The following is a 26,055-nucleotide window of genomic DNA, read 5'->3' on the forward strand; positions in this document are numbered from 1 at the left end:
CGGGTGTCCTTCGCACCCCCCCACACCCAACCCTCTCCCCCCTGCGGGGGGAGAGGGCTTTTTCGCAGCCGGTTACGGAACGGCGCAGGCGCCAGGCGGCGGGGTGTGCACCGTCACGGGCGGCAGTTCGCCCTGCCAGGCCTCGATCTGCACCAGGCAGGATTGCGCGGCCGAGCCCTGGCCAAGGCGGGACGTGCCGATATCCTGGGTCAGGACATTCGGATTGCCATGGACGCAGGCGCTGTCCGTGGCGCCGGGGCGCGCAGGGTTCCACCAGGCGCCGGTGGCCATCGCCACCACGCCGGGGCGGATATCCGGCGTCACTACCAGCCCCGCCGCCACCGCGCCGCGATCGTTGAACACGCGGATCACCTGGCCATCCGTGAGGCCGCGCGCCGCCGCATCGGCAGGGTTCATGCGCAGCTTCTCCCGCCCCTGGATCTTGTCCGCCGCCGCGACCCGCCCACTGTCGAGCTGCCCGTGCAGCCGGGTGGAGGGCTGGAAGGACAGCATGTGCAGCGGGTATTTCTGCGCCATGGGGCTGCCGAGATACTCGGTCGGCTCATGCCACACGGCATGGCCCGGCGTTTCGGCATAGCCGAAGCCGGCGATGGTCTCGGAGAAGATCTCGACCTTGCCGGTGGGGGTATCCAGCGGGTTCGCCTCCGGATCCGCGGCGAAATCGGCGAACTGGACGTAGTCCTGCTCCGGCGGCGGGATCTCGACATGGCCGGCGGCCCAGAAGGTCTCGAAATCCGGCACCTCCACTCCCTGCCGGGCGCAGGCCTGGCGCCAGCGGCCATACATGTGCTGCAGCCAGGCGCTTTCGTCCCGCTGTTCGGTGAAGGCTGCGCGGAAGCCAGCGGCGTCCGCCAGGTCGGCCAGGATGTCCACATCGTTGCGCGCCAGCCCGACCGGCGCGATCGCCTGGTGCATGGCGGTGACGAAGCGGTCGCGGGAGGAACTGCCGATGTCGTTGCGCTCCAGCGTCGTCGTCGCCGGCAGCACGATATCGGCGTGCCGCGCGACGGCGGTCCACCAGGGTTCCTGCACCACCACCGTATCCGCCCGGTTCCAGCCGCGCAGCAGCCTTCCGAGGTCCTGGTGGTGGTGGAAGGGATTGCCGCCGGCCCACCAGATCATCCGGATATCGGGCAGCAGCAGGTCGCGGCCGTTGTATTGCAGGATCTCACCCGGCCGTTCCAGCAGCTCCGTCACCCGCGCCACGGGGATATAGGCGCCGCAGGGGTTGCGGACGGAGGGGCCGGAGACGCTGGGCAGGTCCACGCGCGGCGTGCCCATGCCATTGATGCTGCCATAGCCGAAGGCGATCCCCCGCCCCGGCTTGCCGATGCCGCCCAGCATGGCGGCGAAGGCGACCAGCGCCCACCAGGGCTGCTCGCCATGCTCGGCGCGCTGGATGGACCAGGTGGCGGTGCACATGGTGGGCGCGCCCGCGGCCTCCAGCGCCAGGCGGCGGATGGTCTCGACCGGAACCTCGGTGATGGCGGACGCCCATTCGGGCGTCTTCGGCGTGCCATCGGTGGCGCCAAGGACGTAGTCGCGGAAGCGGTCGAAGCCCACCGTGCAGCGGTCGAGGAAGGCGCTGTCCTGCAGCCCGGCCTCCAGCACCACATGCGCCATGGCGAAGATCAGCGCCGCATCGGTGTTCGGCCGGATCGGCACCCATTCGGCATTGAGGAAGTCCTCCGTATCGCCACGGAAGGGGGAGATGTTGACGAAGCGCACGCCGGCCTCGGCCGCCTGGCGCATCAGCGGCAGGTATTCATGTGCGCCGCCGCCGCCCGCCGTCACCAGCCCGTTCTTCCGCGGCAGCCCGCCCAGGCACAGCATCAGCTTCGTGTTGCGCGCGATGCTGCCCCAATCGGTGACGCGGCCCTGGATCACCTCGTTGGTGCCGAGGATATGCGGCATCAGCGTCATGCCGGCGCCGTAGGAATAGTTCGTCACCTGGCTGGTGAAGCCCCCGGCCATGCCGAGGTAGCGGTGCAGCTGCGTCCGCGCATGGTGGTAGCGCCCGGCCGAGGACCAGCCATAAGACCCGCCGAGGATGGACGGCGCGCCATGTTCCGCGCGGACCCGGGCGGCTTCCTCGGCCACGCGGCGGATCGCCTCGTCCCAGCTCACCGGCACGAAATTGTCGCCACCGCGGGACGCGCCACGCCGTTCGCCGCGCAGCCAGCCGGCCCGGATATAGGGCCGGTCGATGCGCGCGGCGCCATGCACGGCATCGGGCATCGAGGCGAGCAGCGAGCCCGGGAACGGGTCCCGCCTGAAGGGTCGCGCCTCGACCAGCCGGCCCGCCTCCACCACGGCCTCGAAGGCGCCCCAATGGGCAGAATGCGGCTTGATCTCGGTCATGTGTCGAAGTCCCCAATAAGGGCAATCTGCCGCCCACCGGCGCTTGCGGCAACCTTCAATGGCGCAAGGCCCGGGCCATGCCCATCCTGCCGCTTCCACTCCGCCGAAAAGGGTCTAGGCTTCGGCCCCGACGACCACATCCTGCTCAAGGAATACCGAGCGCCATGACGCCCCCCGCCAATGCGGCCCGCAACTCGAACGCCGCCCGCGACATCGCGAATGTGCTCCACCCCTACACGGACCACCGCGCCCATGCGGTGAACGGCCCGCTGGTGATCGCGCGTGGCGAGGGCGTCCGGGTCTGGGACGACCAGGGCAAGGAATATATCGAGGCGGTGGCCGGCCTGTGGTGCGCCGCGCTCGGCTTCGACAGCAAGCGACTGGCCGATGCGGCGCACAAGCAGATGCTGAAGCTGCCCTTCTACCACGCCTTCGGCGCCAAATCGCATGAGCCGCTGATCGACCTGTCGGAGATGCTGATCGAGCGCGCGCCCTGCCCGATGAGCAAGGTGTTCTATGCCAATAGCGGCTCCGAGGCGAACGACACGGCCATCAAGATGGTCTGGTACTACAACAACGCCATCGGTCGGCCGGAGAAGAAGAAGGTCATCAGCCGGCTGAAGGCCTATCACGGCATCACCATCGCCAGCGGGTCGCTGACCGGCCTGCCGGCCAACCACAAGATGTTCGACCTGCCGGTCTCCGACCGCTTCATCCATGTCTCGACGCCGCACCACTACCACGGCGCCAAGCCCGGCGAGACGGAGGAGGATTTCGCCACCCGCCTGGCCACCGAGCTGGAGGAGACGATCCTGCGCGAGGGGCCGGAGACGGTCGCCGCCTTCTTCGCGGAACCCGTGATGGGCGCCGGCGGCGTGATGCTGCCGCCCGCGACCTACTTCGAGAAGATCCAGGCCGTGCTGCGCAAGTACGACGTGCTGTTCGTGGCTGATGAGGTGATCTGCGGCTTCGGCCGGACCGGCAACTACTGGGGCTGCCAGACCTACGACATCACGCCGGACATCATCACCTGCGCCAAGGCGCTGTCGGCGTCCTTCCTGCCGATCTCGGCCATCATCATCAACGACAAGATCTTCCAGGGCCTGGCGGATGGCTCCGCCACCATCGGCACCTGGGGCCATGGCTTCACCTATTCCGGCCACCCCGTCGCCGCCGCCGTCGCGCTGGAGACGCTGAAGATCTACGACGAGCTGAACATCGTCGAGCATGTGAAGACCGCCGGCGGCTACATGCAGAAGCTGCTGCGGGAGCGTTTCGAAGGCCATCCGCTGGTCGGCGAAGTGCGCGGCATCGGCATGGTGGGGGCGATCGAGCTGGTGGCGGACAAGGCCAACCACAAGAACTTCGAAGCCTCCGCCAAGGTCGGCCCGCGGCTCGCCAAGGCCGGCGAGGCCGAGGGCGTGATCCTGCGCGGCCTGGCGAACGACACCATCGCCTTCTCCCCGCCGCTGATCATGACGACGGACGAGATCGACCAGATGGTGGACCGCACGGCGCGCGCGCTGGATGCGGTGACGGTGCAGCTGCGCCGCGAAAGCCTGACGGTGGTCTGACAGGCTGGGAAAAAGCCCTCTCCCCCCGTACGGGGGAGAGGGCTTTTTCAGCGTGCCCGGCTGATGCAGAACTCGACGATGCCTGCGAGTGCCTGGCGTTCCAGGCCATCCTGGAAGATCTCCAGCGCATCCAGCGCCGCCTGGCCGTAATGCCGCGCGCGGCCGACGGTATCGGCGAAGGCGGCGTGCTTCTGCATCAGGGCGATGGCGTGCGGCAGGTCGTCCTCCGCCTGGTCGCGTTCCTCCAGCGTCCGCCGCCAGAATTCGCGCTCCGCAGAATCGCCGCGCTGGAAGGCGAGCAGCACGGGCAGCGTGATCTTGCCCTCGCGGAAATCGTCACCGACCGTCTTGCCGAGCGCTTCCTGCGCCGCGCTGTAGTCCAGCGCATCGTCGATTAGCTGGAAGGCGATGCCGAGGTTGTGGCCGTAGGCGCGCAGCGCCGCCTGCCGCGCCGCGCCGCATTCCGCGACGATGGCGCCGACTTCCGTGGCGGCGGCGAACAGCGCGGCGGTCTTGCCCTCGATCACCGCGAGGTACTGCGCCTCGGTCGTCGCCGTGTCGTTCTGCGTGATGAGCTGCAGCACCTCGCCCTCGGCGATGGTGGCGGAGGCTTCGGCCAGGATGCGCAGCACCTCCAGCGAGCCGTCCTCGACCATCACCTGGAAGGCGCGGGCGAACAGGAAGTCTCCGACCAGGACGGATGGCTTGTTGCCGAACAGCGCGTTGGCGCTGGCCTGGCCACGGCGCAGCGCGCTTTCATCCACCACGTCGTCATGCAGCAGCGTCGCGGTGTGGATGAACTCGACGCAGGCGGCGAGCGCCACATGGCGCTGGCCGTCCCGGTAGCCGGCCAGCTTCGCGGCGGCCAGCGTCAGCAGCGGGCGGAGCCGCTTGCCGCCTGCCGCCACGATATGGGCGGCAAGCTGCGGGATCAGCGCCACCGGGCTCTGCATGCGCTCGACGATCAGCCGGTTGCAGGCTTCCAGGTCGCGCTGCACCAGCGCCATCAGCGTGGCGAGGGCATCCTCGCCGCGATGGGCCTCCGGAGCTTCTTCGGCGCTGGGCGCGACGGGGGCGCTTGGCGCGACGGGCAGATCCACGCGGTATTGACCTCGATGAAGGGTCGCGCAACTTAGCCACCGCCCCCCCGGGGGGCAAGCTGGCGGCCGGAACGCATGGGGAGCAGGTGCTGCCGCACCACGATCCGGCAAGGCCAGGCTTCGCTTTTCACCATCTGGGGGGTCGCGTGATGCGGGTGCTGCTGGCCACCACGGACCCGATCCGCCTGTCCTTCCTGCTGGCGCTGCTACGCGATGCCGGCTGCGCGCCGCTGGTGATGGATGGCCATGTCAGCGCCATCGAGGGCGGCATCGGCATCTTTCCCCGCCGCCTGGCGGTGCCGGAGGAGGAGGAAACCCACGCCCGGCGGGTGCTGGCCGAGGCGGGGGAGACGGATGGCCTGCGCTGACCTCACCGAGGACCGGCTGCTGGATGGAAGGGTGCGGCTGCACCAGCCGCGCCAGGGCCTCCGCGCCGGGCATGACGCCGTGCTGCTGGCCGCCGCCATTCCGGCCCAGCCGGGCGAAACGGTGCTGGAGGCCGGTTGCGGCAGCGGCGCCGTGTTCCTCTGCCTGCTGGCGCGGGTGCCGGGCCTGACCATCCTGGCGGTGGAGCGCGATGCGGGGCTTGCCGCCCTGGCGCGGGACAATGCGGCGCGCAATGGCTGGGCCGCCCAGGTGACGGTGCTGGAGGGGGATGTGGCGGACCCGGCACTGCGCCGCACCCTGCCCCGGCTGCACCATGCCTGTGCCAACCCGCCCTATTGGCCCGCCGGCACGCCGCCGCCCGGGGCGCTGCGTGCCGGCGCCACCCATGCCGAAGCGGTGGACCTGGCCGCATGGGCCGGCTTCCTGGCACATGGGCTGGCGCATCGCGGCAGCCTCACCATGGTGCTGCCGGCGGCGCGGTTCGATGACGGGGTGGTGGCGCTGCAAGGCGCCGGCTGCGGCAGCCTGGCCTTGCTGCCGCTCTGGCCGCGGCAGGGGGAAGCGGCGAAGCGGGTGCTGCTATCCGGCCGGCGCGGCGGGCGTGGACCGGCCCGGCTGCTGCCAGGGCTGGTGCTGCACGGGCCGGATGCGGCGGCGGAACCCGTGCTGCGGGGTGGGGCGGCGCTGCCCCTCTAGGTCTCGTTCGAGTCGGGGTGGCGCAGCAGCCACAGGCGCTCATGCGCCGCGACCAGGCTTTCCATGTTCTTGCGGCGGTTCACATCCGGCGCCACAGGGCGGCGCGTGAGCATCATCTCCAGGATCCGAAGCAATTCCTCCGCAACTTCGAAGTCACCCTGGTCGCAGGCGTGATGGAAGGCGATCAGGATCTTGTCGGAAAGCCGCCTCGTGTGGCGCGGCGGATTTGACGGCGCACGACCCGCATCGCGGCCGGACAGATCCCGTTCCTCGTCGGACATGCAGAATGCGGCTCCAAAGTTCGGCTCCGGGGTCCGGTGCCATGGACGGGACAATAGCCAGTGTTAAGGCGGCCCGGAACCCTTCGCTTCACGAAGCGCCCAAGAAGAAGCTCAGGTGCCGCGCAAATGTGCCCGAACGGATTGGGCAATCGCCTCCGGTGTCGATTCCGGACGAAACAGGGTTCGCACCTTCCCATCCGGACCTACCAGATAGATGAAGGAGGAGTGATCCATCAGATAGGCCGACATCTCCGGACGCTCCACCTTGGCGTAGAAGACCCGGTAGGCGCGGGCGGCGGCGGCAATCTGCTCCGCCGTGCCGGTCAGCCCGACCATCCGCGGATGGAAGCGGGAGACGTAGTCGGCCAGCGCCTCCGGCGTATCGCGCTCCGGGTCGATGGTGATGAGCACCGGGGTCACCTGCGCCCCCTGCTCACCCAGCTCGTCGATCGCGGCGGCGATGGTGCCGAGTTCGGTCGGGCAGACATCCGGGCAATAGGTGAAGCCGAAATAGACCAGCAGGGTGCGGCCGGCGAAATCCGCCTCCGTCACCGCGCGGCCGGTCTGGTCCACCAGGCTGAACGGCCCGCCCAGCGCCAGGCCCTGCGGCAGTTGCACGCCGCCGGCGGAAGGCGCCGGCATGTCGGCCCCGACGAAGCTGCCGATCCGGCGCAGGAAGGCATCCGCCACGCCCTCACCCGGCGCGCGGCCGAGCCAGGCGGCTGTCCAGATCCCGCCCAGAAGCAGGATGAGCATCAGGGCAAAGACGCGAATCGCTATCAGCATGCGGAGTGAGATAGGCGGCGCGCGGCGCGACGTCCATGGCGGACGGCGCGCCGCCGCAGCGTATCACCGCGCGGGAAGCGCGATCTCGCCTTCCGGTTGCGCCGAAGTGAAGGTCGCGTCGCCGAAGGCTTCTTCCCAGGATCCAGCGGTGCTGGCGCGGGAATATTCGGTGGCCCGGTTCTCGAAGAAGTTCGTGTGCTCAATGGCGTTCAGCATCTCGTCCAGCCAGGGCAACGGATTCTTCTCGATGTTGTAGAGGCATTCGAGGCCGAGCTGCTGCAGGCGGCGATCCGCGATGTAGCGGATGTACTGCTTGGTCTGCGCCGCATCGAGGCCCTCCACGCCGCCCAGCTCGAAGGCCAGGTCGATGAAGGCGTCCTCATGCTCCACGATGGTCGAGCAAATCATGTAAAGGTCGCGCTTCAGCTCCTCGGTCCAGATCTCCGGGTTCTCCTGCACGAAGGTGCGGAACAGGCGGATGACCGAGAGACAATGCAGGGTCTCGTCGCGAACGGACCACGAGACGATCTGCCCCATCCCCTTCATCTTGTTGAAGCGGGGGAAGTTCATGAGGATGGCGAAGGAGGCGAAAAGCTGAAGCCCCTCGGTGAAGGCACCGAAGGCGGCAAGCGTCTTCGCGATCTCGGTCTTGTTGTCGACCGAGAAGTTCTGCATGTAGTCGTACTTGTCCTTCATCTCCTTGTATTTGAGGAAGGCCGTGTATTCGGTCTCCGGCATCCCGATGGTGTCGAGAAGATGGGAGTAGGCGGCGATGTGGATCGTCTCGGTGTTCGAGAAGGCCGACATCATCATCAGCACTTCGGTCGGCTTGAACACCTGCGAATACTGCTTCATGTAGCAGTTGTTCACTTCGACATCGGCCTGGGTGAAGAATCGGAAGATCTGCGTCAGCAGGTTCTTCTCGCCCGGCGTCAGCGACTTCTGCCAGTCCTTCACGTCATCCGCCAGCGGCACTTCCTCCGGCAGCCAGTGGATGCGCTGCTGCTGCAGCCAGGCCTCATAGGCCCAGGGGTAGCGGAACGGCTTGTAGACCGGGTTCGCCGTCAGCAGGTCGAAGCGCATCGGAAGCTCATCGCGGGGCATCGCGTCATCGGGCATGAAGTGTCTCGCCGGAAAGTTGTTCAACTGGCCATCTGGTCGTGCGCCGGGCCGGCGGCGCGGGTGCTGGCGGGCTGGAACTGGGCGTCAAGCTGGTCGAGCTCCGCCACCAGGCGACGGACTTCCGTCACCGGGCCGCGCCATTCCAGCATCCGGTCCAGATCCCGCTCCAGCGCCGCCTTCAGCGCGGCGACGTAGACGGGATCAGGGGCATGAGGGCTTCTCACTGGCACGCGAGGCATTCCTCGTAGTCATTGGCGTTCTCGGAGGGTGGCGCGGCCGCGACCAGCTTCCGGACGACCTCGTCCTTGTGCAGGGTCATAACGTCGGACTGGCCGACGACCTTGGCGGAGATGGTGTCGGCGCGCTGGATGGACAGGCTGCGGCAATAATAAAGCGACTTCAGACCCTTCTTCCACGCGGTCATGTGGATCTGGTGAAGGTCACGCTTGTGGACGTCCGCCGGCAGGAAGACGTTCACCGACTGCGACTGGCAGATGAAGGGCGTGCGGTCCGCCGCATGTTCGATCACCCAGCGCTGATCCAGCTCGAACGCCGTCTTGAAGGTGGCGCGTTCCTGGTCCGTCAGGAAATCGAGGTGCTGCACGCTGCCCTTGGTGACGGTGATGCTGGTCCAGGTGTCGTCATCGTCCCGGCCATGCTTCGCCAGCACCTTCTTCAGGTGGATGTTGCGGACGATGTAGGACCCGGACAGGGTCTTGTGGTTGTAGACATTCGCCGCGATCGGCTCGATGCCCGGCGAGGCGCCGCCGCAGATGATGGAGATGGAGGCGGTCGGCGCGATCGCCATCTTGTTGGAAAACCGCTCCATGAAGCCGTATTCCGCGGCATCCGGGCAGGGCCCGCGCTCCTCCGCCAGCATCCGGCTGGCGAGGTCCGCCTGTCCGCGGATGTGCTTGAACATCCGCTTGTTCCAGACCTTCGCGATGGCGCTCTCGAAGGGCACGTTCAGGGCCTGCAGGAAGGAGTGGAAGCCCATCACGCCCAGGCCGACCGACCGCTCCCGCATCGCGGAATAGCGCGCGCGGGCCATCGAATCGGGCGCGGTGTCGATGAAGGACTGCAGCACGTTGTCCAGGAAGCGCATGACATCCGGGATGAACCGCGGATGATCCTTCCACTCGAACCAGGTCTCGCAGTTCAGCGAGGACAGGCAGCACACCGCCGTCCGCTCCATGCCGTGCTGGTCGATGCCGGTGGGCAGGGTGATCTCGCTGCACAGGTTGGAGGTCTTCACCTCCAGGCCGGACAGCTTGTGGTGCTCCGGCCGGGCGCGGTTCACGTGGTCGGAGTAGATGATGTACGGCTCGCCGGTCTCGATCCGCGCCGTCAGGATGCGGATCCAGATGGAGCGCGCGGAGACCTTCCGCATCAGCGCGCCGTCCTTGGGCGAGACCAGCGCCCATTCCTCATCCGCCTCGACCGCGCGCATGAAGGCATCCGACAGCAGCACGCCGTGGTGCAGGTTCAGCGCCTTGCGGTTCGGGTCACCACCCGTCGGCCGGCGCATCTCCAGAAATTCCTCGATCTCCGGATGGTTCACCGGCAGGTAGCAGGCGGCCGAGCCGCGCCGCAGGCTGCCCTGGCTGATCGCCAGCGTCAGGCTGTCCATCACCCGGATGAAGGGGATGACGCCGGAGGTCTTGCCGTTGCGGCCGACCTTTTCGCCGATCCCGCGCAGATTGCCCCAGTAGGACCCGATTCCCCCGCCTTTCGCCGCCAACCAGACATTCTCGTTCCACAGCCCGACGATGCCATCGAGGCTGTCGGAGGCCTCGTTCAGGAAGCAGGAGATCGGCAGCCCGCGAGTCGTACCCCCGTTCGACAGCACAGGCGTGGCCGGCATGAACCAGAGCCGGGAAATGTAGTCATAGATCCGCTGCGCATGGGCCGCGTCGTCGCCATAGGCCGAGGCAACGCGGGCAAACAGGTCCTGGTAGGATTCGCCGGGCAGCAGGTAGCGATCGTCCAGCGTCGCCTTGCCGAAATCGGTCAGCAGCGCGTCGCGGGACCGATCGATCTGAACCTGGCCGTGGCCTTCAAGCTGAACTGCATCAAACACCGACCAAACCCCCTCAACTGGCGCCCATAGCGTGGAGCGACTCCCCCAACGCCGCGCAGGATGCCCCCGCTCCCCCTACACCAACAAGATGTAGTGTTGCCACACCCCGGTCACTACCACGGGTGCGCGACACATCGAAGGTTGCATTTTTGCGGCCGCTCCGGTCGACAACCGGCGTTTCCGTTTCGTTCATACCTTAGCGCGGAAAAGCGGTACGCGTCCCGCCTGCTCGCGCCGCTCGCCCCTGCGGAGAGCCACGAAATCCCCGTCTTCCCCGATATCCTCATGATCCACAGGGACCACCACGCCTCCCACCCCGCCAGGGCGACCAGCAACCGGCGAAACGCGCGAAACAGGGCGCGACACTTCGGCGCAACATCCGCCGCCCAGACTTGCACTTAACGCAGGAGGACCGGCTCATGTTTCCCACGCAGCGCGTCACCGCCGGCCTGTTCCAGCGCATGCGGTTCGGCCCTTCCCCGCTCATCGCCGCCCAGCCTGCCCCCGCCACAGCCCCGGCCAATATGCGGCTGTTCCGCGTGGTGACGATCCGGGGCGACCTGGTGCTGGGGCTGAGCCCGGCCGAACTGGCCACCCTCGGCCCGGGCCCGGACCTCGACCGGCTGGCACGGCGAATCGCCACCGACGGCCAGATCAGCGGCTGGCTGTACCGCGAGGCCCGCGGGCCGGATGGCGGCGGTCGCCTGCAGACGGAGCGCCGCGTCGCCGTGCAGGGGCAGGATGCGCTGACCCTGCAACCGCATTCCGCCGCCATGCCGGTGCAGCCGCCGCCGACGGCTGGCTGAGGCGGATCGGCGGCGGTCGGCGCCGCGAGGGGGGGGGGTGCAAGCGGCAGCCGGGCGCGCTTTGATTGGCGGGACAAGCCAGGAGTCTGCCCCATGCCGCCCCTCACCCGCCGCAGCGCGCTCGCTCTGCCAATCGCCGCCGCAGGCCTGCCCGGTCTCGCGCAAGCCCAGGCGAGCAGCCAGGCCTGGCCGACCCGGCCGATTCGCATCGTCGTGCCCTTCGGCACAGGCGGCGGCACGGATATCACCACGCGGGTGCTGACGCCGAAGCTGAGCGAGATCCTCGGCCAGACGGTGGTGATCGAGAACCGGCCCGGCGCCGGCGGCACGCTGGGCGCCGATGTGGTGGCCAAGGCACAGCCGAATGGCGAGACCTTCCTGCTCGCCACCGTGTCCAACATGGCGCTCGCCATCGGGCTGTACAGCCGGCTGCCCTATGACCCGCTGAAGGATTTCGTCTCCATCGCGCCGACGGTCTTCATCCCGATCGGCATGGCGATCTCGTCCAAGCTCGGGGTACGCACGGCGCAGGAATTCATCGCGCTGCTGAAGGCCAATCCGGGCAAGTATTCGTATGGCAGCGCCGGGGCGGGCACCTCCGGCCACATCGCCTCCTCCGCCTTCCTGTCGCGCATCGGCGCGACGGCGGAACACATTCCCTACCGCAACCCCGGGCAGACCTACCTGGCGCTGCAGCAGGGCGAGATCGCCTTCACCAGCGACATCCCCTCGATCCTCGCCCCCTTCCACCAGGCCGACACGGCGCGGCTGATCTTCGTCGCGACGGATGAGCGCAGCCCGCAGGTGCCGGATGTGCCGACGGCGCGGGAGGTGGGGCTGGGCGACTACAAGGCCTATTCCTGGTATGGCATCTACGCTCCCGCCGGCACCCCGCGCCCGATCGTGGAGCGGATGGCGGCGGCGATCGAGCAGGCGCTGTCCGAACCGGCCATCGGCCAGCGCTTCGACCAGATGGGCACGCCGGCCATGCGCGGCTGGACGCCGCAGCGCTTCGAGGATTTCCTGAAATCCGAGATCGAGCTGTGGCTGCCGCTGGTGCGGGCTTCGGGCGCCCGGGCTGACTGAGGAGAACGCAGATGCCGCATGACGGACACGACCACAGCCATGAGACGCCGCCGGATGACGGCTGGAAGCACACCGGCGTGCGCGTCATCCCGGCCGACAGCCTGGATGTGAACACGGCGCAGACGCCGGGCATGAACCGCGCCGCCGCGATCAACTTCGCCCGTGTCGGCGCGCAGAAGATCTGGGCCGGCACGGTGCATATCCACGCCAATGCCAAGACCGGCGCGCATCACCACGGCGCGCTGGAATCCGTGATCTACATCATCAAGGGCCGCGCCCGGATGCGCTGGGGGGAGAAGCTGGAATTCGTGGCCGAGGCCGGCCCCGGCGATTTCATCTTCGTGCCGCCCTACGTGCCCCACCAGGAGATCAACGCCAGCACGGACGAGACGCTGGAATGCGTTCTCGTCCGTTCCGACAATGAGGCGGTGGTGGTGAACCTCGACATCGAGCCGGTCGAGAAGCCCGAATCGGTGGCCTGGGTGGACCCGATCCACAAGGCGCCCTGAGGGCGGCGCCCCCCGCCGGAAGGCGGGCGCCCTCCGCCGGAAGGCGGATGAAATGGGCCGGAGGGCGGATCTAGAAGATCCGCTCGACCGGCAGGCCCAGCGCCATGGCCCCGGCGTAGCGCGCCTGCGGGCCGGCCTGGAGCGGGTGGAAGCGGGCGCCCTGGATGTCGCGGAACAGCCGTTCCAGCCCGCTGCTGCGCTGGAAGCCAGCGCCACCGGCCAGTTCCAGCGCCAGTTCCACCGTGCGGATCGCATGCTGCGCCACCAGGGTCCGGCCGATCATCACGTCATTGACCGCCTGGGCGGAGGGCACCGCGCCCTCCGCCGGCGCCTCGCGCTCCACAGTCTCCAGCATCCAGCCATGCGCCAGTCGCGCCGCGCGCAGTTCCGTGTCCATGCGGCCGGCCATGCTCAGCATGTCCTCCGTCGCCGGCTTCCGGCGGGCGATGTCCAGCGCCAGGTCGCGGGCGTGCTCGGCGACACCGAGATACACCGCATAGACCAGCGTGAAGGCGATGGTGCTGATGATCTGGAACAACGGGTGCCATTCCCCGGCGCGGCGCTTCAGCGCCACCGCGGCGTCCGGGACGAACAGCCCGTCCAGGATCACGTCGTGGCTGCCGGTGCCGCGCATGCCGAGCGCCCGCCAATTCTCCAGCACGCGGATCTCCGGCACATGCATGGGGGCGGCGAAATGCAGAACGAAGGATTCGCCCGCCTCCTCGAGCACGGCACCGGTCATCATGAGGTCGCCCGCCGGCGCGCCGGAGGAGAAGACCTTGCGGGCATGGATGCGATAGCCGCCCTCCACCCGCTCCGCCCGGCCGGAGCCGCCGATCCAGTCGGAGCCGCCGCTCGACAGCAGGATGATGCGTTCCGCCGCGATCCGCTTGAGCAGTGGTTCCGCAGCGGCGAGCTTCTGGTGCCGCCAGCGCCAGGCCGGGACCGCCACCTGATGCGTATGCATGGAGAAGGCGAGCGCGGTTGCGCTGCAGCCATGCGCCAGCAGGCGCAGCATCTCCGACAGCGCGCGCGGATCGGCACCGCCGCCGCCCAGTTCGGCCGGCACGCCGGCCTCGACCAGCCCAGCCTGCTTCAGCAGGACGTAGTTCTCGGCGACGAAGCGGTCGGTTTCATCCGCGGCGGCGGCGCCCTCCGCCAGCAGCGGCACCAGCCGCCTGGCCTTATCGGCCGGGCTGCCGGAATCGGGTGCCTGCGTCACGGGATCGAGTGTGGCGATGCTCATGGTCATGTCCCTCCTTGGCGTGTGCCCGCATGGGGCACCGCCAGGCGGCCCGGCCGCTAGTTCAACAACTGTACTTGGGTGGGGTGGCGAAGCGGCTATGATGGGCCTGCCGCTGGAGGACACGATGATGGTCGATCCGGGAAGCTACGGGCAGTTCTGCCCGGTTGCGATGGCCTCCGAGATCCTGTGTTCCCGCTGGACCATCTTGATTCTACGCGAATTCCTCTGCGGCACGACGCGCTTCAACGACCTGCGCCGGGGCGTGCCGCGGATGTCCCCCGCGCTGCTCTCCAAGCGGCTGAAGGAGCTGGAGCGGGCCGGCGTGCTGGCGACGGAACGAAATCACAAAGGCGTGCTGGAGTACCGGCTTTCCGAGGCTGGCGAGGATCTGCGGCCGATCATCATGGGCATGGGCTTCTGGGGCCAGCGCTGGGTGGAGTCACAGCTTTCGCTGAAGAATCTCGATCCATCGTTGCTGATGTGGGACATGCGCCGCCACCTCGACCCGAAGCCGCTGCCGCCGCGTCGCTGCACGGTTCAGTTTCAGTACCCCGAATTGCCGGAGCCTCGGCGCAGTTGGTGGCTGGTGATCGACGGCGGCGCGGTGGACCTCTGCAATTTCGATCCGGGCTTCGAGGTGGATCTGCTGGTGACGGGATCGCTGCGAAGCCTGACCGCGGCCTGGATGGGCCTGACGACGATCGGGCGGGAGGTGGAGGCCGGCCGGCTGGAACTGCTGGGCGACCTCGGCCTGGCGCGCAGCATGCAGCAGTGGCTGGGCCTTAGCCCCTTCGCGGGCGAGCCCCGGCGCGTCGCGTGAGCCACGCGCCGAGGCGACGCCATCTGGTGGCGCCGCCCGCCGCTCAGCCGCGCGGCCGCACGCCGCACCAATCGGCGATGAAGGCGGCGATGGTCAGCGTGCAGGTCTTCAGGTCCGCCAGCGAGGTGCGCTCGTCGAAGCCGTGCGCCATCTCTCCCTTCGGGCCGTAGCACAGGCCGGGAATGGCGAAGTACAGGCCGTAATACCGCGTGTCATTGACCGCGGTGGACAGCCGCGCCGGCATCTCTCCGCCATGCACGGCGGCATGCGCGGCGGCGAGGACCGCTTCCGCCTCGGACCCTGGCTCCAGCACATAGGGGTCGGTCTGGAAGCCGTGAAAAGTGATCTCGGGCGGATTGTTGGCGAGGAAGGCGTCGCCCTTCGCGGCTTCCCGCACCGCGCGCTCCACGCCGGCCATCGCTTCCTCCGGCGTGGTGCCGGGCAGCAGGCCGATGCGGCAATCCACCTCGCACCAGGCGGGGGTCGAGGAAGCCCAGTCGCCGCCACGGATGATGCCCGGGTTGAACTTGATCGGGTCCGGCGTGGTGCCGTACCAGGCATTGTCGCGGCCGGCCTGGTTCAGCGCCTTGGTATGGGCGTACAGCGCGTTGATCAGCGCATAGGCGGACATGATGGCGTTGCTGCCATCCTGCGCCACCATCACATGCACCGGCACACCACGCACCTTCAGCCGGAACCAGATGGTGCCGGTCTGCGCGCGGGTGATGGAATGGGCGGTGGGTTCCGGGATCAGCGCGGCATCGGCGCGGTAGCCGCGCAGCAGCGTGGCAAGCGCGCCATTACCGGTGCTTTCCTCCTCCGTCACCGTCTGCAGGTAGACATCGGCGGCCGGCTCCAGCCCGGCCTCTCGGATCGCGTCCATGGCGAAGACCATGGCGGCGACGCCGGCCTTCATGTCATGCGCGCCGCGGCCATACATCCAGCCGTCGCGGATCACCGCGGCATAGGGCGGGTGGGTCCACATCTCATGCGGGCCTTCCGGCACCACGTCGATATGGCCCTGCAGGATCAGGCTGCGGCCGCTGGGATTGGCCGGCCGGTGCGTGGCGACCACCTGGATGCTGGCGGCGGGGTCGGCATCGACCATCGGCGCGGTCTTCGGATGCGCCGGCACATCGGCCAGGCTGAATCGGTCCACGCCATAGCCACGCGTCGCCATCTGCCGGGCGAACCAGTCCTGCAGCGGCGCCTCCCGCCCACGCAGGCTGGGGAAGCGCACCAGTTCCTGCAGGAACTCGGTCTCGCGCGCGAAGCCCGCTTCCACGGCGTTGCGCAGGCGGTCCAGCAGGGCGGCGTCGGGCATGGGGCAATCCTGTGAGGTCAGCCCGAACGGTCCGCGCCATGCTGCGTCGCGTCAAGTCATGCAGCGCCGCTGGTGTCGCCGGATATGCCGCCGAAGGCCGCCGCATAGGTTTCCGGCTTGAAGCCGATCAGCAGGCCGCCGGCGCGGGGCACCACGGGGCGCTTGATCAATGCGGGGTGGGCACGCATCAGCGCGATGGCGCGCGCCTCGTCCAGCCCCTCCCGCTCCGGCTCCGGCAGCTTGCGGAAGGTGGTGCCGGCGCGGTTCAGCAGGGCGGTCCAGCCGGCCATCGCCGCCCATGCCTCCAGCAGCCCGGCCGGGACGCCGATTTTACGGTAGTCATGGAAGGCGTGGGGCACCCCCTGCCCCTCCAGCCAGCGGCGCGCCTTCTTCACGGTGTCGCAGTTGCTGATACCGTATAGGATCACATCTTCGACCATATGCGTCTTCCTAGTTGCCAGGGCGTTCTGCTTCACTCGATCGTGAGTCGCCAAGACCAGCCGCGGAGGGTTTTCCCCCTCGCACCAGATTACAACGAACGGATCATTTTTTGTATCAGGCTGCGCCAAGCCAAGAAGCGGCATCCAAGCCGCCGCAGCTGACCCCGGCCGGAGATCGCGGGCCGCGGCGCCTGTCGCCGCTGCATTGGGGGCTGGCCGCGGCCGTTCTGGCGCCGCTGCTGGTGTTTGCCGTGTCCGCCTGGCGAAGCTGGGAATCGGCCTGGCGTGGCGCGGAGGTGGAGGTCACACGCACCGCCGACGCCGCCGCCGAATATGCGCGCCGCCTGCTGGAAGGCCAGGTGCTGCGGCTGCAACGCGCCAATGAGCTGCTGACCGGCCTGAGCGATGCCGAGATCAGGGCGCGGGAGGTGGAACTGCATGCCGCCCTCGCCGCCATCACGACGGAGCGGGAGCCGGCGGAGCAGGCCGCCTTCTACCTGTTCGCCTATGACCGCAACGGCGATGCGCTGGTGTCCAGCAACCTGCTGCCGGTACCGGCGCCGGCGCCCGAAATTCGCGCGCGGGAATTCAACCAGGCGTTGCGAGACCCAGATGCGGGCTGGGCCCATGTCAGCGGCATCTATGTCGGCCGCACCACGCGCCGGCCCTATTTCTCGGTCGCCGCACGCCGCACCATGACCGGCAACGGGGTTCCGGAGGGCGACTATGACGGCGTCCTGGTCGCCTCGGTCTACCTGGAGCCTGCCAGCGCGGCACTCGCCGCGCTCAGCGCCGCGGAGGGGGACAAGGTGGCGCTGGTCCGGACCGATGGGGTGCTGCTGGCGCGATCCTCCGGCTTCGAGAGCGGCTCCGCGCAGGCGCCCCGCCTGCAACTGAGCGCGCCGGTGGCGCAAAAGATGGCGCTCGGCGTGCCCCGGATCATCGCCACCCGGCCGTCCGGCCTCAGTGTGGAAGGGCGGGTGGGGACCTTCCGGCGGGTCGGCGGGGACTGGCCGGTCTATGCCGCGGCGGCGCGTGCGAGGCCCGCCGTGGCGGCCGCCTGGCGCCAGGCGGTGGCGCCGCAGGCCCTGCTCTCGGTCGGCTCCTCACTGCTGCTGCTGCTGCTGGCGCGCGTGGTGCTGCGACGGCAGGGCGCGCTGGTGGCCACCAATGCGGCGCTGGAGCGACGCGTGGAAGGCCGCACGCGCGACCTGCGGGAACGCGAGACGATGCTGCGCCTGGCCCAGCAGGCGGCCGGCGCCGGGTCCTGGTCCTGGGAGCCGGAGACTGGCCGGCTGCGCTGGTCCGAGGAGATGTTCGCTCTCCTCGGCCTGCACCATGAGAAGGACGCCGCCAGCGCCACGCTCGACGCCTTCATGGCGGTGGTGCACCCGGAGGACCGCCCGGTGCTGCGCGCCGCGCTGCTGACCGCGCTGGCCGACGGCACGATGTCCGTCGAGTTCCGCGTCTTCCGCCGCCTGCCGAGCGGGCGGCGGGAGGCGATCTGGCTGCTCTGCCGCGCCCGGCTTTATCCGGCGGAGGACGGCCGGGCGGCGACGCTGGTGGGCATCGACATCGACATCAACGAGCGCCGCCGGGCGGAGGCACGCTTCGCCGTGGCAACCGCCGCCATGGCCGGCTTCGTCTATGAGTGGGAAGTCGCGACGGGCCGTGTGGAGCGCACCGGCGGCGCGGATGTGCTGCTCGGCGGTGCCGTTGGCCTCTCCGCCGAGGAGTGGGTGGCCCGTATCCACCCGGAAGATCGCGGCCGCGTCGAGGCCACCTTCCGCGCGGTGCGGGAGGATGCGGTGCGGGACAGCTTCGCCGTCGAGTACCGCGTGGCCCGCGCCGATGGCGGCTGGGCCTGGCTGTGGGACCGTGGCCAGGTCACCCGCGACCCGGCGACCGGCGCGCCGGCCTGGCTGGTGGGCGGCGCCGTCGATGTGACGGAGCGGCGGCTGGCGGAGGAACGCCAGTTCCTGCTGCTGCGGGAAGTGGACCACCGGGCGAAGAACGCGCTGGCCGTGGTGAAGGCGGCGCTCCGCCTGACGCCGCGGCATGATGCGGCTTATTTCGCCACCGCCGTGGAAGGGCGCATCGATGCGCTGGCCCGCGCCCAGACGCTGCTGTCGGAGACAAGCTGGTCCGGCACGCCCTTGCGGGCGATGCTGGATGATTCACTGGCGGCCTTCGTGTCGGCGGCGCCGGCTGGCGGGGATGGCGGCGGCACCGATGGCGATGCGTCGGGCGCACCGCGTGTGACGCTGCAGGGTCCGCCGGTGGTGCTGGCGGCCGAGGCAATCCAGCCACTGGCCATGGCGGTGCACGAACTGGCGACCAACGCGACGAAATACGGCGCGCTGTCCAGCCCCGGCGGCCGGCTGCGCGTGACCTGGCAGCTGCTGCCGGGCCAGCCGGGACGCGACAATGCCAGGCCCGAAGCGGGGCGGCTGGAGTTGGACTGGCTGGAGCTGGAGTGGTCGGAATCCGGTGGCCCCGCCATGCCCGCGCCACCCGGCCGGCGCGGCTTCGGCTTCCGCGTCGTGGATGGCACGGTCCGATCGCAGCTTGGCGGCCGCGTGGACTGGCGCTGGGCGCCGGATGGGCTGTGCGTGGCGCTGTCGATGCCGACGGGACGGGTGCTGATGGCGGGAACGACCGGGCCGGCCTGAGCCGCTGGGGGTCTGAACGCCGAGGGTCTGAGCCGCTGGGAAGCGCGCCTGGGTTACTGGCGCCGGAGGGGCCACCGAAGTGGCTGGGGGACCTGGATTCGAACCAAGACTGCCCGAGTCAGAGTCGGGAGTTCTACCGTTAAACTATCCCCCACCGAGGCGGCCCGGCTTTCGCCGTAACCGTCGGGAGCGGCGAACTAGCATGCGATTTCGAGGCAGGCAACCATGCCTGCGCAGTGAAATGCCTTGCCCCTGTCGCCTACCCGCCGGATCATGCCGATGGGCGCCTGCATGCCTCCGGGACACCACCGGGGGCTGGGGATTGCCCGACCGGCAACCCATCTATCGAAGGCCATGCCAGACGACGCGCCCCTCCCCTTCCAGCCGGCCCCCAGCGCCGCCCCACCGGGCGATGCGGGCGTCCGGCTGCCGGGATGGCAGCCGAATCCGGCCTCGGGCGCCTTCGCCGCGCTCGATCTCGGCACGAATAATTGCCGCCTGCTGATCGGCACGCCGCACGGGGCCGCCGCGCATGCGGGGTTCCGGGTGATCGACAGCTTCTCCCGCATCGTGCGGCTGGGCGAGGGACTCGGCGCCACCGGCCGGCTCTCCGATGCGGCGATGGACCGGGCGCTGACGGCGCTGCACGCCTGCGCCAACAAGCTGGCCCGCCGCCCGGTGCGCGGCCTGCAGGCGGTGGCCACCGAGGCCTGCCGCCGGGCCGGCAACGGCCCCGCCTTCATCGCGCGGGTCGAGGCCGAGACGGGTCTGCGCCTGCGCATCATCTCGGCGCGGGAGGAAGCGGAGCTGGCGATGGAAAGCTGCGCCCCGCTGCTGGAGGCCGGCGACCGCCGGGCGCTGCTGTTCGATATCGGCGGCGGCTCCACCGAGATCGCCTGGATCCGGATCCATCCGGGCCGCCGGGTGCCGGAGCTGATCGGCACCATCTCCGTGCCGGTCGGCGTCGTCACCCTGTCCGAGCGCTGCGGCCCGTCCTGCTTCACGGAGGCCGGCTTCCACGCGGTGGTGGATGAAGTGGCGGCGCGGCTGCGCGGCTTCGATGCGGTGCATTGCATCGGCCAGGAAATCCGCGCCGGCGGGGTGCGGCTGATGGGCACCTCCGGCACCGTCACCACCCTGGCCGGCGTCGCCATGGCGCTGCCGCGCTATCGCCGCCTGCTGGTCGATGGCCAGGTGCTGGAAGCCTGCGTCGCCGACCAGGCGCTGGGCGACCTGTTCGCGCTGGGCCGCGACGGGCTGGCGGCGCATCCCTGCGTCGGGCCGGAGCGGGTGGATTTCGTACTTCCGGGCTGCGCCGTCTATGCCGCCATCCGCCGGGTCTGGCCGGTGCCGCGCCTGACCGTGGCTGATCGCGGCTTGCGGGAGGGCATCCTGCTGCGCCTGATGCGCCTGGACCGGATGCGGCCGGATCGGATGCCATCCGATGGGCAGCAACCGCGCCGGATTCCAAGGCCGCCCTGGCAGGGCTGCGCCTGAGGGCGTAAAGCCCGCCAATGGCCAAGCCCCCCGCACCTCCTGGCAAATCCAACACCCGCCAGCTCGCCGACCGCCTTCGCACCGCCAAGGGCCGCACCATCGGCAGCCAGCGCTGGCTGGAGCGGCAGTTGAACGACCCCTATGTGAAGGAGGCGAAGGCCCGCGGCCTGCGGTCCCGCGCCGCCTTCAAGCTGGAACAGATGGACGACAAGTTCCACATGCTGAAGCCTGGGTCCCGCGTGGTGGACCTCGGCGCGGCGCCCGGTGGCTGGACCCAGGTGGCACTGGCGCGTGGCGCCGGCCGGGTGGTGGGCATCGATCTGCTGGTGGTGGAGCCGATTCCGGGCGCCATCCTGATGCAGGGCGATTTCCAGGATGCCGAGGCGGAACAGCGCGTCTTGGCGGCCCTGGCCGGCCAGGCGGACCTGGTGATGTCCGACATGGCGCCGAACACCACCGGCCACAACGCCACCGACCACCTCCGCATCATGGCGCTGGCCGAGATCGCGCTGGATTTCGCCGGACGGGTGCTGGCGCCGGGCGGTGGCTTCGTCACCAAGGTGCTGGCCGGCGGGTCCGAGAAGGAATTCCTCGCCACGCTGAAGCGCGACTTCGTCGTGGTGCGCCACGCCAAGCCGCCCGCCAGCCGCAAGGACAGCGCGGAACTGTATGTGGTGGCGACCGGCTTTCGGGGCGGCAAGCAAGGCTGACACCTTGCTGCTATGGACGCGCACCCCGGAGACGGTGTAGGCGGGGCCGCCAAGGTTGCGGATCGAAAGAGGTTCCCGCCATGGCGCCCCCAGACACGAATAGCCCATCCACCTCCCCTGGCACCTCCACGAACCGCGAGGCCGCCTTCCGCGCCAGGTTCGAGGAAGCCTATGCCTTCGACGACGTGCTCCTCGTACCGGCCTACTCCACCGTGCTGCCGAGCGAGACGGATACGCGCACGCGGCTGACGCGTGAGATCTCGCTGAACATCCCGCTTGTCGCGGCAGCGATGGATACGGTGACGGAAGGCAACATGGCGATCGCCATGGCCCAGGCCGGCGGCATCGGCGTGATCCACAAGAACCTGACGCCGGAGGAGCAGGCGGCCCAGGTCCGCCAGGTGAAGAAGTTCGAGTCGGGGATGGTGGTGAACCCGCTGACCATCCACCCGGACCAGACGCTCGCCGAGGTCCGGGCCCTGCAGGAAAACCACCACATCAGCGGCGTGCCGGTGGTGGAACGCGAATCGGGCCGGCTGGTCGGCATCATCACCAACCGCGACGTCCGCTTCGCCACCGACCCGAACCTGCGGGTCTATGAGCTGATGACGCGAGAAAACCTGGTCACGGCCGATGCCGACGTTACCAAGGACAAGGCGCGGGAGCTGCTGCACAAGCACCGCATCGAGAAGCTGCTGGTGGTGGACGAGGCCTATCGCTGCGTCGGCCTGATCACCGTGAAGGACATGGACAAGGCGCAGGCCAACCCCAGCGCGGTGAAGGACCCGATGGGGCGGCTGCGCACCGCGGCGGCAATCGGCGTCGGCGAGGATGGCTTCCACCGGGCCGGCCTGCTGGTGGCGGCCGATATCGACGTGATCGTCGTGGACACCGCGCATGGCCATTCGGGCGGCGTGCTGCGCGCGGTGGAGCGAATCAAGAAGCTGTCGAACTCCGTGCAGATCATCGCCGGCAATGTGGCAACGCCGGAAGGCGCGCTGGCGCTGATCGAGGCGGGCGCGGATGCGGTGAAGATCGGCATCGGGCCGGGTTCCATCTGCACCACCCGCATCGTCGCCGGCGTCGGCGTGCCGCAGCTGACCGCGGTGCTGGAGAGTGCCGCCGCCTGCCGGGAACGCGGCGTGCCGGCGATTGCCGATGGTGGCATCCGGTCCTCCGGCGACGTCGCCAAGGCGATCGCGGCGGGGGCGGATTGCGTGATGATGGGCAGCGTCTTCGCCGGCACGGACGAGGCGCCGGGCGAGGTGTTCCTGTACCAGGGCCGCTCCTACAAATCCTATCGCGGCATGGGCAGCCTGGGCGCCATGGCGCGCGGCTCGGCGGATCGCTACTTCCAGGCGGAAGTCGCGGACAAGCTGAAGCTGGTGCCGGAAGGCGTCGAGGGCCGGGTCGGCTACAAGGGCCCGGTGGGCACCGTGATCCACCAGATGGTCGGCGGGCTGCGGGCGGCCATGGGCTATACCGGCGCCGCCACCATCACGGACCTGCAGACACGGGCGAAGTTCCGCCGCATCACCAATGCCGGGCTGCGCGAAAGCCATGTGCACGACGTGGCGGTGACGCGCGAGGCACCGAACTACCGGCTGGAAGGCTAAGCTTCCGGAGCGGTGGGGGGCGCAGGCGCCTTCACGCGCCTGCGGCTGGTCCGGCCCCCTCACCCAGCCTTCGACGCATGCGTCGAACCGCTGGGTGAAGAGGGCTTCTGGACCCGGCTCAGCGGCTGGGCGGGATCTCGCTGATCCGCAGCGTCGCGCGCTGCGGCGTGCCGCGTTCGAAGGTGCCGACCCAGATGTTGTAGTTGCCGCTGGCCGGGCGCTGGATGACGATGCCCGGGTTCACCCCGTCCAGGTCGTCGTTGCAGATCCAGTTGCCGGCGGAATCGTTCATCACCAGCGTCGTGTCGGTATTGGCGACGACGGAGATGTAGAGCGGGAACTGGCCGGAGGTGTAGTTCAGGTCCACGTCGGGCTTGGAGAAGTCGATCCAGCCGGCGCAATCCGGGCCGACGCCAGTGGCCTCGCGGTCGCCACCTGCCTCCACCGGCACCTCGCGCGGGTCGGGCTCGAAGCCGGCGCGCAGGTTGATGGTGGCGTAGCGCGGCTGGGCGCGCCAGTCCGGGAACTGCTGGGCCTGCTGCGGCGCGCCTTTCTGCTGGGCCAGTGCCCCACCGGCAACCAGTGCCAGCACGGCGCCGGCAGCGAGAACGGATTTGAACATAGGCGTCGGACCCCCTTCGAACCGCTTGATGCGGTATTGCACAGGCTAGCCGGAAACCGCGCAGGCGGCCCACCCGGGCGAAACAAGCTGACACAAAAATCATGCTGCAACGGTGACGGAAGCGCGGCATCGCGAAGATGGCGCCAACCAGCTATGGTAGGTCTACGGCTTCAGCCGGGGAAAGTGCCCCCTGCCCGCCATCCCCTCGCGGCCGGAACCCCGGCGCGCCACCCCCTGCCCGCGTCCGCCCCGCGCCCCAGGCGCCGCGGCCCGCCCGGATTTCCACATGACCCCCGCCGCCCGCCTGTCCGCCGCCATCGACCTGCTCTCAGCCGTCGAAGCCTCCCCCCGCCGCCCCGCGGATGCCATCGCCAATGATTTCTTCCGTGCCCGCCGCTACATCGGCGGCTCGGACCGGCGGAACGTCTCGGAGCGCGCCTGGGGCGCGATCCGCCAGCGGCTGCGGCTCGCCTGGCACTTTTCCGAAATGGGCATCGCCAGCCCCTCCGCCCGCCTGCTGCTCGGCGCGCACCTGATCCTGGCCGAAGGCTGGTCGGTGGATGGCGTCGACCAGAACTTCTCCGGCGAGCGCTTCGCCGCCTCCCCCCTGGTGGAGGAGGAATGCGCCCTGCTGGGCAAGCTTGCCGGGCGGCCGCTGGTGCTGCCGCGCATGCCGGACGGGCCGCGGCTGAACCTGCCGGAATGGGCGATGCCGGGCCTCGTCACCCGCTTCGGCGACAGCCTGGCCGAGGAGGCCGCGGCGATGGAGGAGGCGGCGCCGCTGGATCTCCGCGCCAACCTGCTGAAGGTGACGCGGGAGGCGGCGCTGGCCGCCCTGGCGGCGGAGGGAATCGCCGCCACCCCCACCCCGCTATCCCCCTGGGGCATGCGGATCGCCGACCGCCGCCCGGTCTCCGCCACCAAGGCCTTCCTGGAAGGGCTGATCGAGGTGCAGGACGAGGGCAGCCAGCTTGTCGCGCTGCTGACCGATGCGCGGCCCGGCATGCGGGTCGCCGATTTCTGCGCCGGCGCCGCGGGCAAGACCTTGGCGATTGCCGCCACCATGGCCAACAAGGGTCATATCGTGGCCTGCGACACCTCCGCCGCCCGGCTGGAGGGTGCCGGCCGCCGCCTGCGCCGCGCCGACGTGAACAATGCGGAGCGCCACCTGCTCACCTCCGGCGACAAGTGGCGGAAGCGGAACTCGCGGAAATTCGACCGCGTCCTGGTCGATGCCCCCTGCACCGGGACCGGCACCTGGCGCCGCAACCCGGATGCCCGCATCCGCACCAATGGCCGCGATCTGGCGGAGCTGGTGCTGAAGCAGGCAATGATCCTGGATGACGCATCTGAATTGGTGCGCCCGGGCGGAAGGCTGGTCTACGCTACCTGTTCGCTGCTGCCCGAGGAGGACGAAATGCAGATGGCGGCCTTCCTGGAACGCCACCAGGACTTCACCGCGGTGCCCTTCACCGAGGTCTGGGACGCGCTGCGCCCGGACGTGGCGGCGCCCGGGCCGGGCCCCTACATGGCGCTGTCGCCCGGCAGCCACGGTACCGATGGCTTCTTCGCCGCGGTGCTCCAAAGGCACCCTTCATGATCTCCATCCGCCGCGCCCGGCCGGGCGATGCCGCGGCGATCGCCGCGGTGCATGTCGCGGCCTGGCGCAGCGCCTATGCCGGCATCCTGCGGGATGGCTACCTGGCGGAACTCTCCGAACCCCGGCTCGCCGGCTTCTACCACCGCGCCATCCTGGACCGGCGGGAAGGCCATGCGGTGTTCGTCGCCACCGCGGCGCCGGAAGCCGCGGAGGCCGGCACGCCGCAGGTGGTGGGCTTCGCCTCCGGCGGCCGCGCCCGGCGCCGCGGCCTGGCGGAAGGCGAGGTTGAAACCCTGTATGTCCTGGATGATTACCGGGAGCGTGGCTGCGGCAGGCGGCTGATGCGGGCGATGGCGGCGCATCTGCGGGCCATCGGCTGCAATTCCGCCATGGCCTGGGTGCTGGAGGAAAACCCCAGCCGCTTCTTCTACCGCCACCTCGGCGGCCGCATCGCGATGCGGGAGGCGATTCGCGTGGCCGGCCAGGGTGTCGAGCAGATCGCGCTGCTGTGGGACCCGATCGACACGCTGCTGGCCGCCACCGCCCCGGTGCCCGAGGGACGGCTGCGCGAGGACGGCTAATTTCCCCGTAAGAATCACCTAGATATTCTTAGCAGCTTTGGGATCGTCGCAACCGCGAAGTGACGGCTTCAATTAGCTGGCGCCACTAAGCGGGCACCACTATCGCGGCGGCAGCACG

24 protein-coding genes and 1 tRNA gene are annotated in these 26,055 nt (G+C 69.5%); 13 read left to right on the forward strand and 12 right to left on the reverse strand.

What is annotated here, in order from left to right:
• Window positions 1–72: 72 nt before the first annotated feature.
• The gene (locus tag HB662_RS24520; RefSeq protein WP_168053811.1) at window positions 73–2,382 is read right to left on the reverse strand and encodes a molybdopterin-dependent oxidoreductase; all 2,310 of its coding nucleotides are present in this window, start codon (window positions 2,380–2,382) and stop codon (window positions 73–75) included.
• Window positions 2,383–2,546: 164 nt separating this feature from the next.
• Here HB662_RS24520 and HB662_RS24525 point away from each other — a divergent pair, with 164 nt between their 5' ends.
• Window positions 2,547–3,956: an aspartate aminotransferase family protein gene (locus HB662_RS24525; protein ID WP_168053813.1), complete on the forward strand. Its 1,410-nt coding sequence runs from the start codon at window positions 2,547–2,549 to the stop codon at window positions 3,954–3,956.
• 47 nt (window positions 3,957–4,003) lie between these two features.
• On the opposite strand, the gene HB662_RS24530 is transcribed toward HB662_RS24525, so the two are convergent.
• On the reverse strand, window positions 4,004–4,963 hold the full coding sequence (locus tag HB662_RS24530; protein WP_168054042.1) for a polyprenyl synthetase family protein: 960 nt from the start codon (window positions 4,961–4,963) through the stop codon (window positions 4,004–4,006).
• A 242-nt stretch (window positions 4,964–5,205) separates the two neighbouring features.
• On the opposite strand from HB662_RS24530, the gene HB662_RS24535 reads away from it, so the two are divergent.
• Window positions 5,206–5,424: a putative signal transducing protein gene (locus HB662_RS24535; protein ID WP_168053815.1), complete on the forward strand. Its 219-nt coding sequence runs from the start codon at window positions 5,206–5,208 to the stop codon at window positions 5,422–5,424.
• On the forward strand, window positions 5,411–6,139 hold the full coding sequence (locus tag HB662_RS24540) for a tRNA1(Val) (adenine(37)-N6)-methyltransferase (RefSeq protein ID WP_168053817.1): 729 nt from the start codon (window positions 5,411–5,413) through the stop codon (window positions 6,137–6,139). Before HB662_RS24535 ends, HB662_RS24540 begins: the two co-directional genes overlap by 14 nt.
• Here the strand turns inward: HB662_RS24540 and HB662_RS24545 are convergent.
• The 5 genes from HB662_RS24545 to HB662_RS24565 all read right to left on the reverse strand — a co-directional run bounded on the left by HB662_RS24545 (window position 6,136) and on the right by HB662_RS24565 (window position 10,408).
• A complete protein-coding gene (locus HB662_RS24545; protein WP_168053820.1) occupies window positions 6,136–6,420 on the reverse strand; it encodes a hypothetical protein in 285 nt (94 codons plus the stop codon). The genes HB662_RS24540 and HB662_RS24545 overlap by 4 nt on opposite strands.
• A gap of 111 nt (window positions 6,421–6,531) precedes the next feature.
• On the reverse strand, window positions 6,532–7,176 hold the full coding sequence (locus HB662_RS24550) for an SCO family protein (protein WP_245185870.1): 645 nt from the start codon (window positions 7,174–7,176) through the stop codon (window positions 6,532–6,534).
• A 93-nt stretch (window positions 7,177–7,269) separates the two neighbouring features.
• Window positions 7,270–8,325: a ribonucleotide-diphosphate reductase subunit beta gene (locus HB662_RS24555; protein ID WP_168053824.1), complete on the reverse strand. Its 1,056-nt coding sequence runs from the start codon at window positions 8,323–8,325 to the stop codon at window positions 7,270–7,272.
• Window positions 8,326–8,348: 23 nt separating this feature from the next.
• Complete coding sequence (locus HB662_RS24560) at window positions 8,349–8,558, reverse strand: hypothetical protein (RefSeq protein WP_168053826.1); 210 nt, start codon at window positions 8,556–8,558, stop codon at window positions 8,349–8,351.
• Window positions 8,549–10,408: a ribonucleoside-diphosphate reductase subunit alpha gene (locus HB662_RS24565; RefSeq protein ID WP_168053828.1), complete on the reverse strand. Its 1,860-nt coding sequence runs from the start codon at window positions 10,406–10,408 to the stop codon at window positions 8,549–8,551. The genes HB662_RS24560 and HB662_RS24565 overlap by 10 nt, the downstream gene beginning before the upstream one ends.
• 419 nt (window positions 10,409–10,827) lie before the next feature.
• Between HB662_RS24565 and HB662_RS24570 the strand changes: the two genes are divergently transcribed.
• The 3 genes from HB662_RS24570 to HB662_RS24580 all read left to right on the forward strand — a co-directional run bounded on the left by HB662_RS24570 (window position 10,828) and on the right by HB662_RS24580 (window position 12,809).
• The gene (locus HB662_RS24570; protein ID WP_168053830.1) at window positions 10,828–11,214 is read left to right on the forward strand and encodes a hypothetical protein; all 387 of its coding nucleotides are present in this window, start codon (window positions 10,828–10,830) and stop codon (window positions 11,212–11,214) included.
• A 93-nt stretch (window positions 11,215–11,307) separates the two neighbouring features.
• Window positions 11,308–12,300 carry a Bug family tripartite tricarboxylate transporter substrate binding protein gene (locus HB662_RS24575; RefSeq protein WP_168053832.1) on the forward strand — a complete coding sequence of 331 codons (993 nt, stop codon included), beginning with the start codon at window positions 11,308–11,310 and terminating at the stop codon, window positions 12,298–12,300.
• A gap of 11 nt (window positions 12,301–12,311) precedes the next feature.
• Window positions 12,312–12,809 carry a cupin domain-containing protein gene (locus tag HB662_RS24580; RefSeq protein ID WP_168053834.1) on the forward strand — a complete coding sequence of 166 codons (498 nt, stop codon included), beginning with the start codon at window positions 12,312–12,314 and terminating at the stop codon, window positions 12,807–12,809.
• A gap of 70 nt (window positions 12,810–12,879) precedes the next feature.
• Here HB662_RS24580 and HB662_RS24585 read toward each other — a convergent pair whose 3' ends face one another.
• Window positions 12,880–14,055, reverse strand: a complete 1,176-nt coding sequence (locus tag HB662_RS24585; protein ID WP_168053836.1) for an acyl-CoA dehydrogenase family protein — start codon at window positions 14,053–14,055, stop codon at window positions 12,880–12,882.
• A gap of 97 nt (window positions 14,056–14,152) precedes the next feature.
• Here HB662_RS24585 and HB662_RS24590 point away from each other — a divergent pair, with 97 nt between their 5' ends.
• Window positions 14,153–14,875: a winged helix-turn-helix transcriptional regulator gene (locus HB662_RS24590; protein WP_245185871.1), complete on the forward strand. Its 723-nt coding sequence runs from the start codon at window positions 14,153–14,155 to the stop codon at window positions 14,873–14,875.
• Window positions 14,876–14,918: 43 nt separating this feature from the next.
• Here the strand turns inward: HB662_RS24590 and HB662_RS24595 are convergent, their stop codons facing one another.
• Both HB662_RS24595 and HB662_RS24600 read right to left on the reverse strand, forming a co-directional pair.
• Window positions 14,919–16,199 carry an ArgE/DapE family deacylase gene (locus tag HB662_RS24595; protein ID WP_168053838.1) on the reverse strand — a complete coding sequence of 427 codons (1,281 nt, stop codon included), beginning with the start codon at window positions 16,197–16,199 and terminating at the stop codon, window positions 14,919–14,921.
• 56 nt (window positions 16,200–16,255) lie between these two features.
• The gene (locus tag HB662_RS24600) at window positions 16,256–16,639 is read right to left on the reverse strand and encodes an arsenate reductase (protein ID WP_168053840.1); all 384 of its coding nucleotides are present in this window, start codon (window positions 16,637–16,639) and stop codon (window positions 16,256–16,258) included.
• 242 nt (window positions 16,640–16,881) lie between these two features.
• On the opposite strand from HB662_RS24600, the gene HB662_RS30005 reads away from it, so the two are divergent.
• Window positions 16,882–19,311, forward strand: a complete 2,430-nt coding sequence (locus HB662_RS30005; protein ID WP_168053842.1) for a PAS domain-containing protein — start codon at window positions 16,882–16,884, stop codon at window positions 19,309–19,311.
• Between the two features lie 80 nt (window positions 19,312–19,391).
• On the opposite strand, the gene HB662_RS24610 is transcribed toward HB662_RS30005, so the two are convergent.
• Window positions 19,392–19,465, reverse strand: a tRNA-Gln gene (locus tag HB662_RS24610).
• Window positions 19,466–19,665: 200 nt separating this feature from the next.
• Here HB662_RS24610 and HB662_RS24615 point away from each other — a divergent pair.
• The 3 genes from HB662_RS24615 to guaB all read left to right on the forward strand — a co-directional run bounded on the left by HB662_RS24615 (window position 19,666) and on the right by guaB (window position 23,134).
• Window positions 19,666–20,808: a Ppx/GppA phosphatase family protein gene (locus tag HB662_RS24615; RefSeq protein WP_168053844.1), complete on the forward strand. Its 1,143-nt coding sequence runs from the start codon at window positions 19,666–19,668 to the stop codon at window positions 20,806–20,808.
• A 17-nt stretch (window positions 20,809–20,825) separates the two neighbouring features.
• Entirely contained in the window at window positions 20,826–21,518 is a 693-nt protein-coding gene (locus HB662_RS24620) for an RlmE family RNA methyltransferase (RefSeq protein ID WP_168053846.1), read from the forward strand.
• Between the two features lie 80 nt (window positions 21,519–21,598).
• Window positions 21,599–23,134, forward strand: a complete 1,536-nt coding sequence (gene guaB / locus HB662_RS24625; protein ID WP_168053848.1) for an IMP dehydrogenase — start codon at window positions 21,599–21,601, stop codon at window positions 23,132–23,134.
• Between the two features lie 118 nt (window positions 23,135–23,252).
• On the opposite strand, the gene HB662_RS24630 is transcribed toward guaB, so the two are convergent.
• The gene (locus HB662_RS24630; protein WP_168053850.1) at window positions 23,253–23,756 is read right to left on the reverse strand and encodes a peptidase S1; all 504 of its coding nucleotides are present in this window, start codon (window positions 23,754–23,756) and stop codon (window positions 23,253–23,255) included.
• Window positions 23,757–24,042: 286 nt separating this feature from the next.
• Here HB662_RS24630 and HB662_RS24635 point away from each other — a divergent pair, with 286 nt between their 5' ends.
• Together HB662_RS24635 and HB662_RS24640 are read left to right on the forward strand one after the other, a co-directional pair.
• Window positions 24,043–25,356, forward strand: coding sequence for an RsmB/NOP family class I SAM-dependent RNA methyltransferase (locus tag HB662_RS24635; RefSeq protein ID WP_168053852.1), 1,314 nt, complete (start codon window positions 24,043–24,045; stop codon window positions 25,354–25,356).
• The gene (locus HB662_RS24640) at window positions 25,353–25,937 is read left to right on the forward strand and encodes a GNAT family N-acetyltransferase (protein WP_168053854.1); all 585 of its coding nucleotides are present in this window, start codon (window positions 25,353–25,355) and stop codon (window positions 25,935–25,937) included. The genes HB662_RS24635 and HB662_RS24640 overlap by 4 nt, the downstream gene beginning before the upstream one ends.
• Window positions 25,938–26,055: the final 118 nt, after the last annotated feature.

Origin of the sequence: Falsiroseomonas frigidaquae, from assembly GCF_012163145.1 — a bacterium.
Taxonomy (GTDB): Bacteria; Pseudomonadota; Alphaproteobacteria; order Acetobacterales; family Acetobacteraceae; genus Falsiroseomonas; species Falsiroseomonas frigidaquae.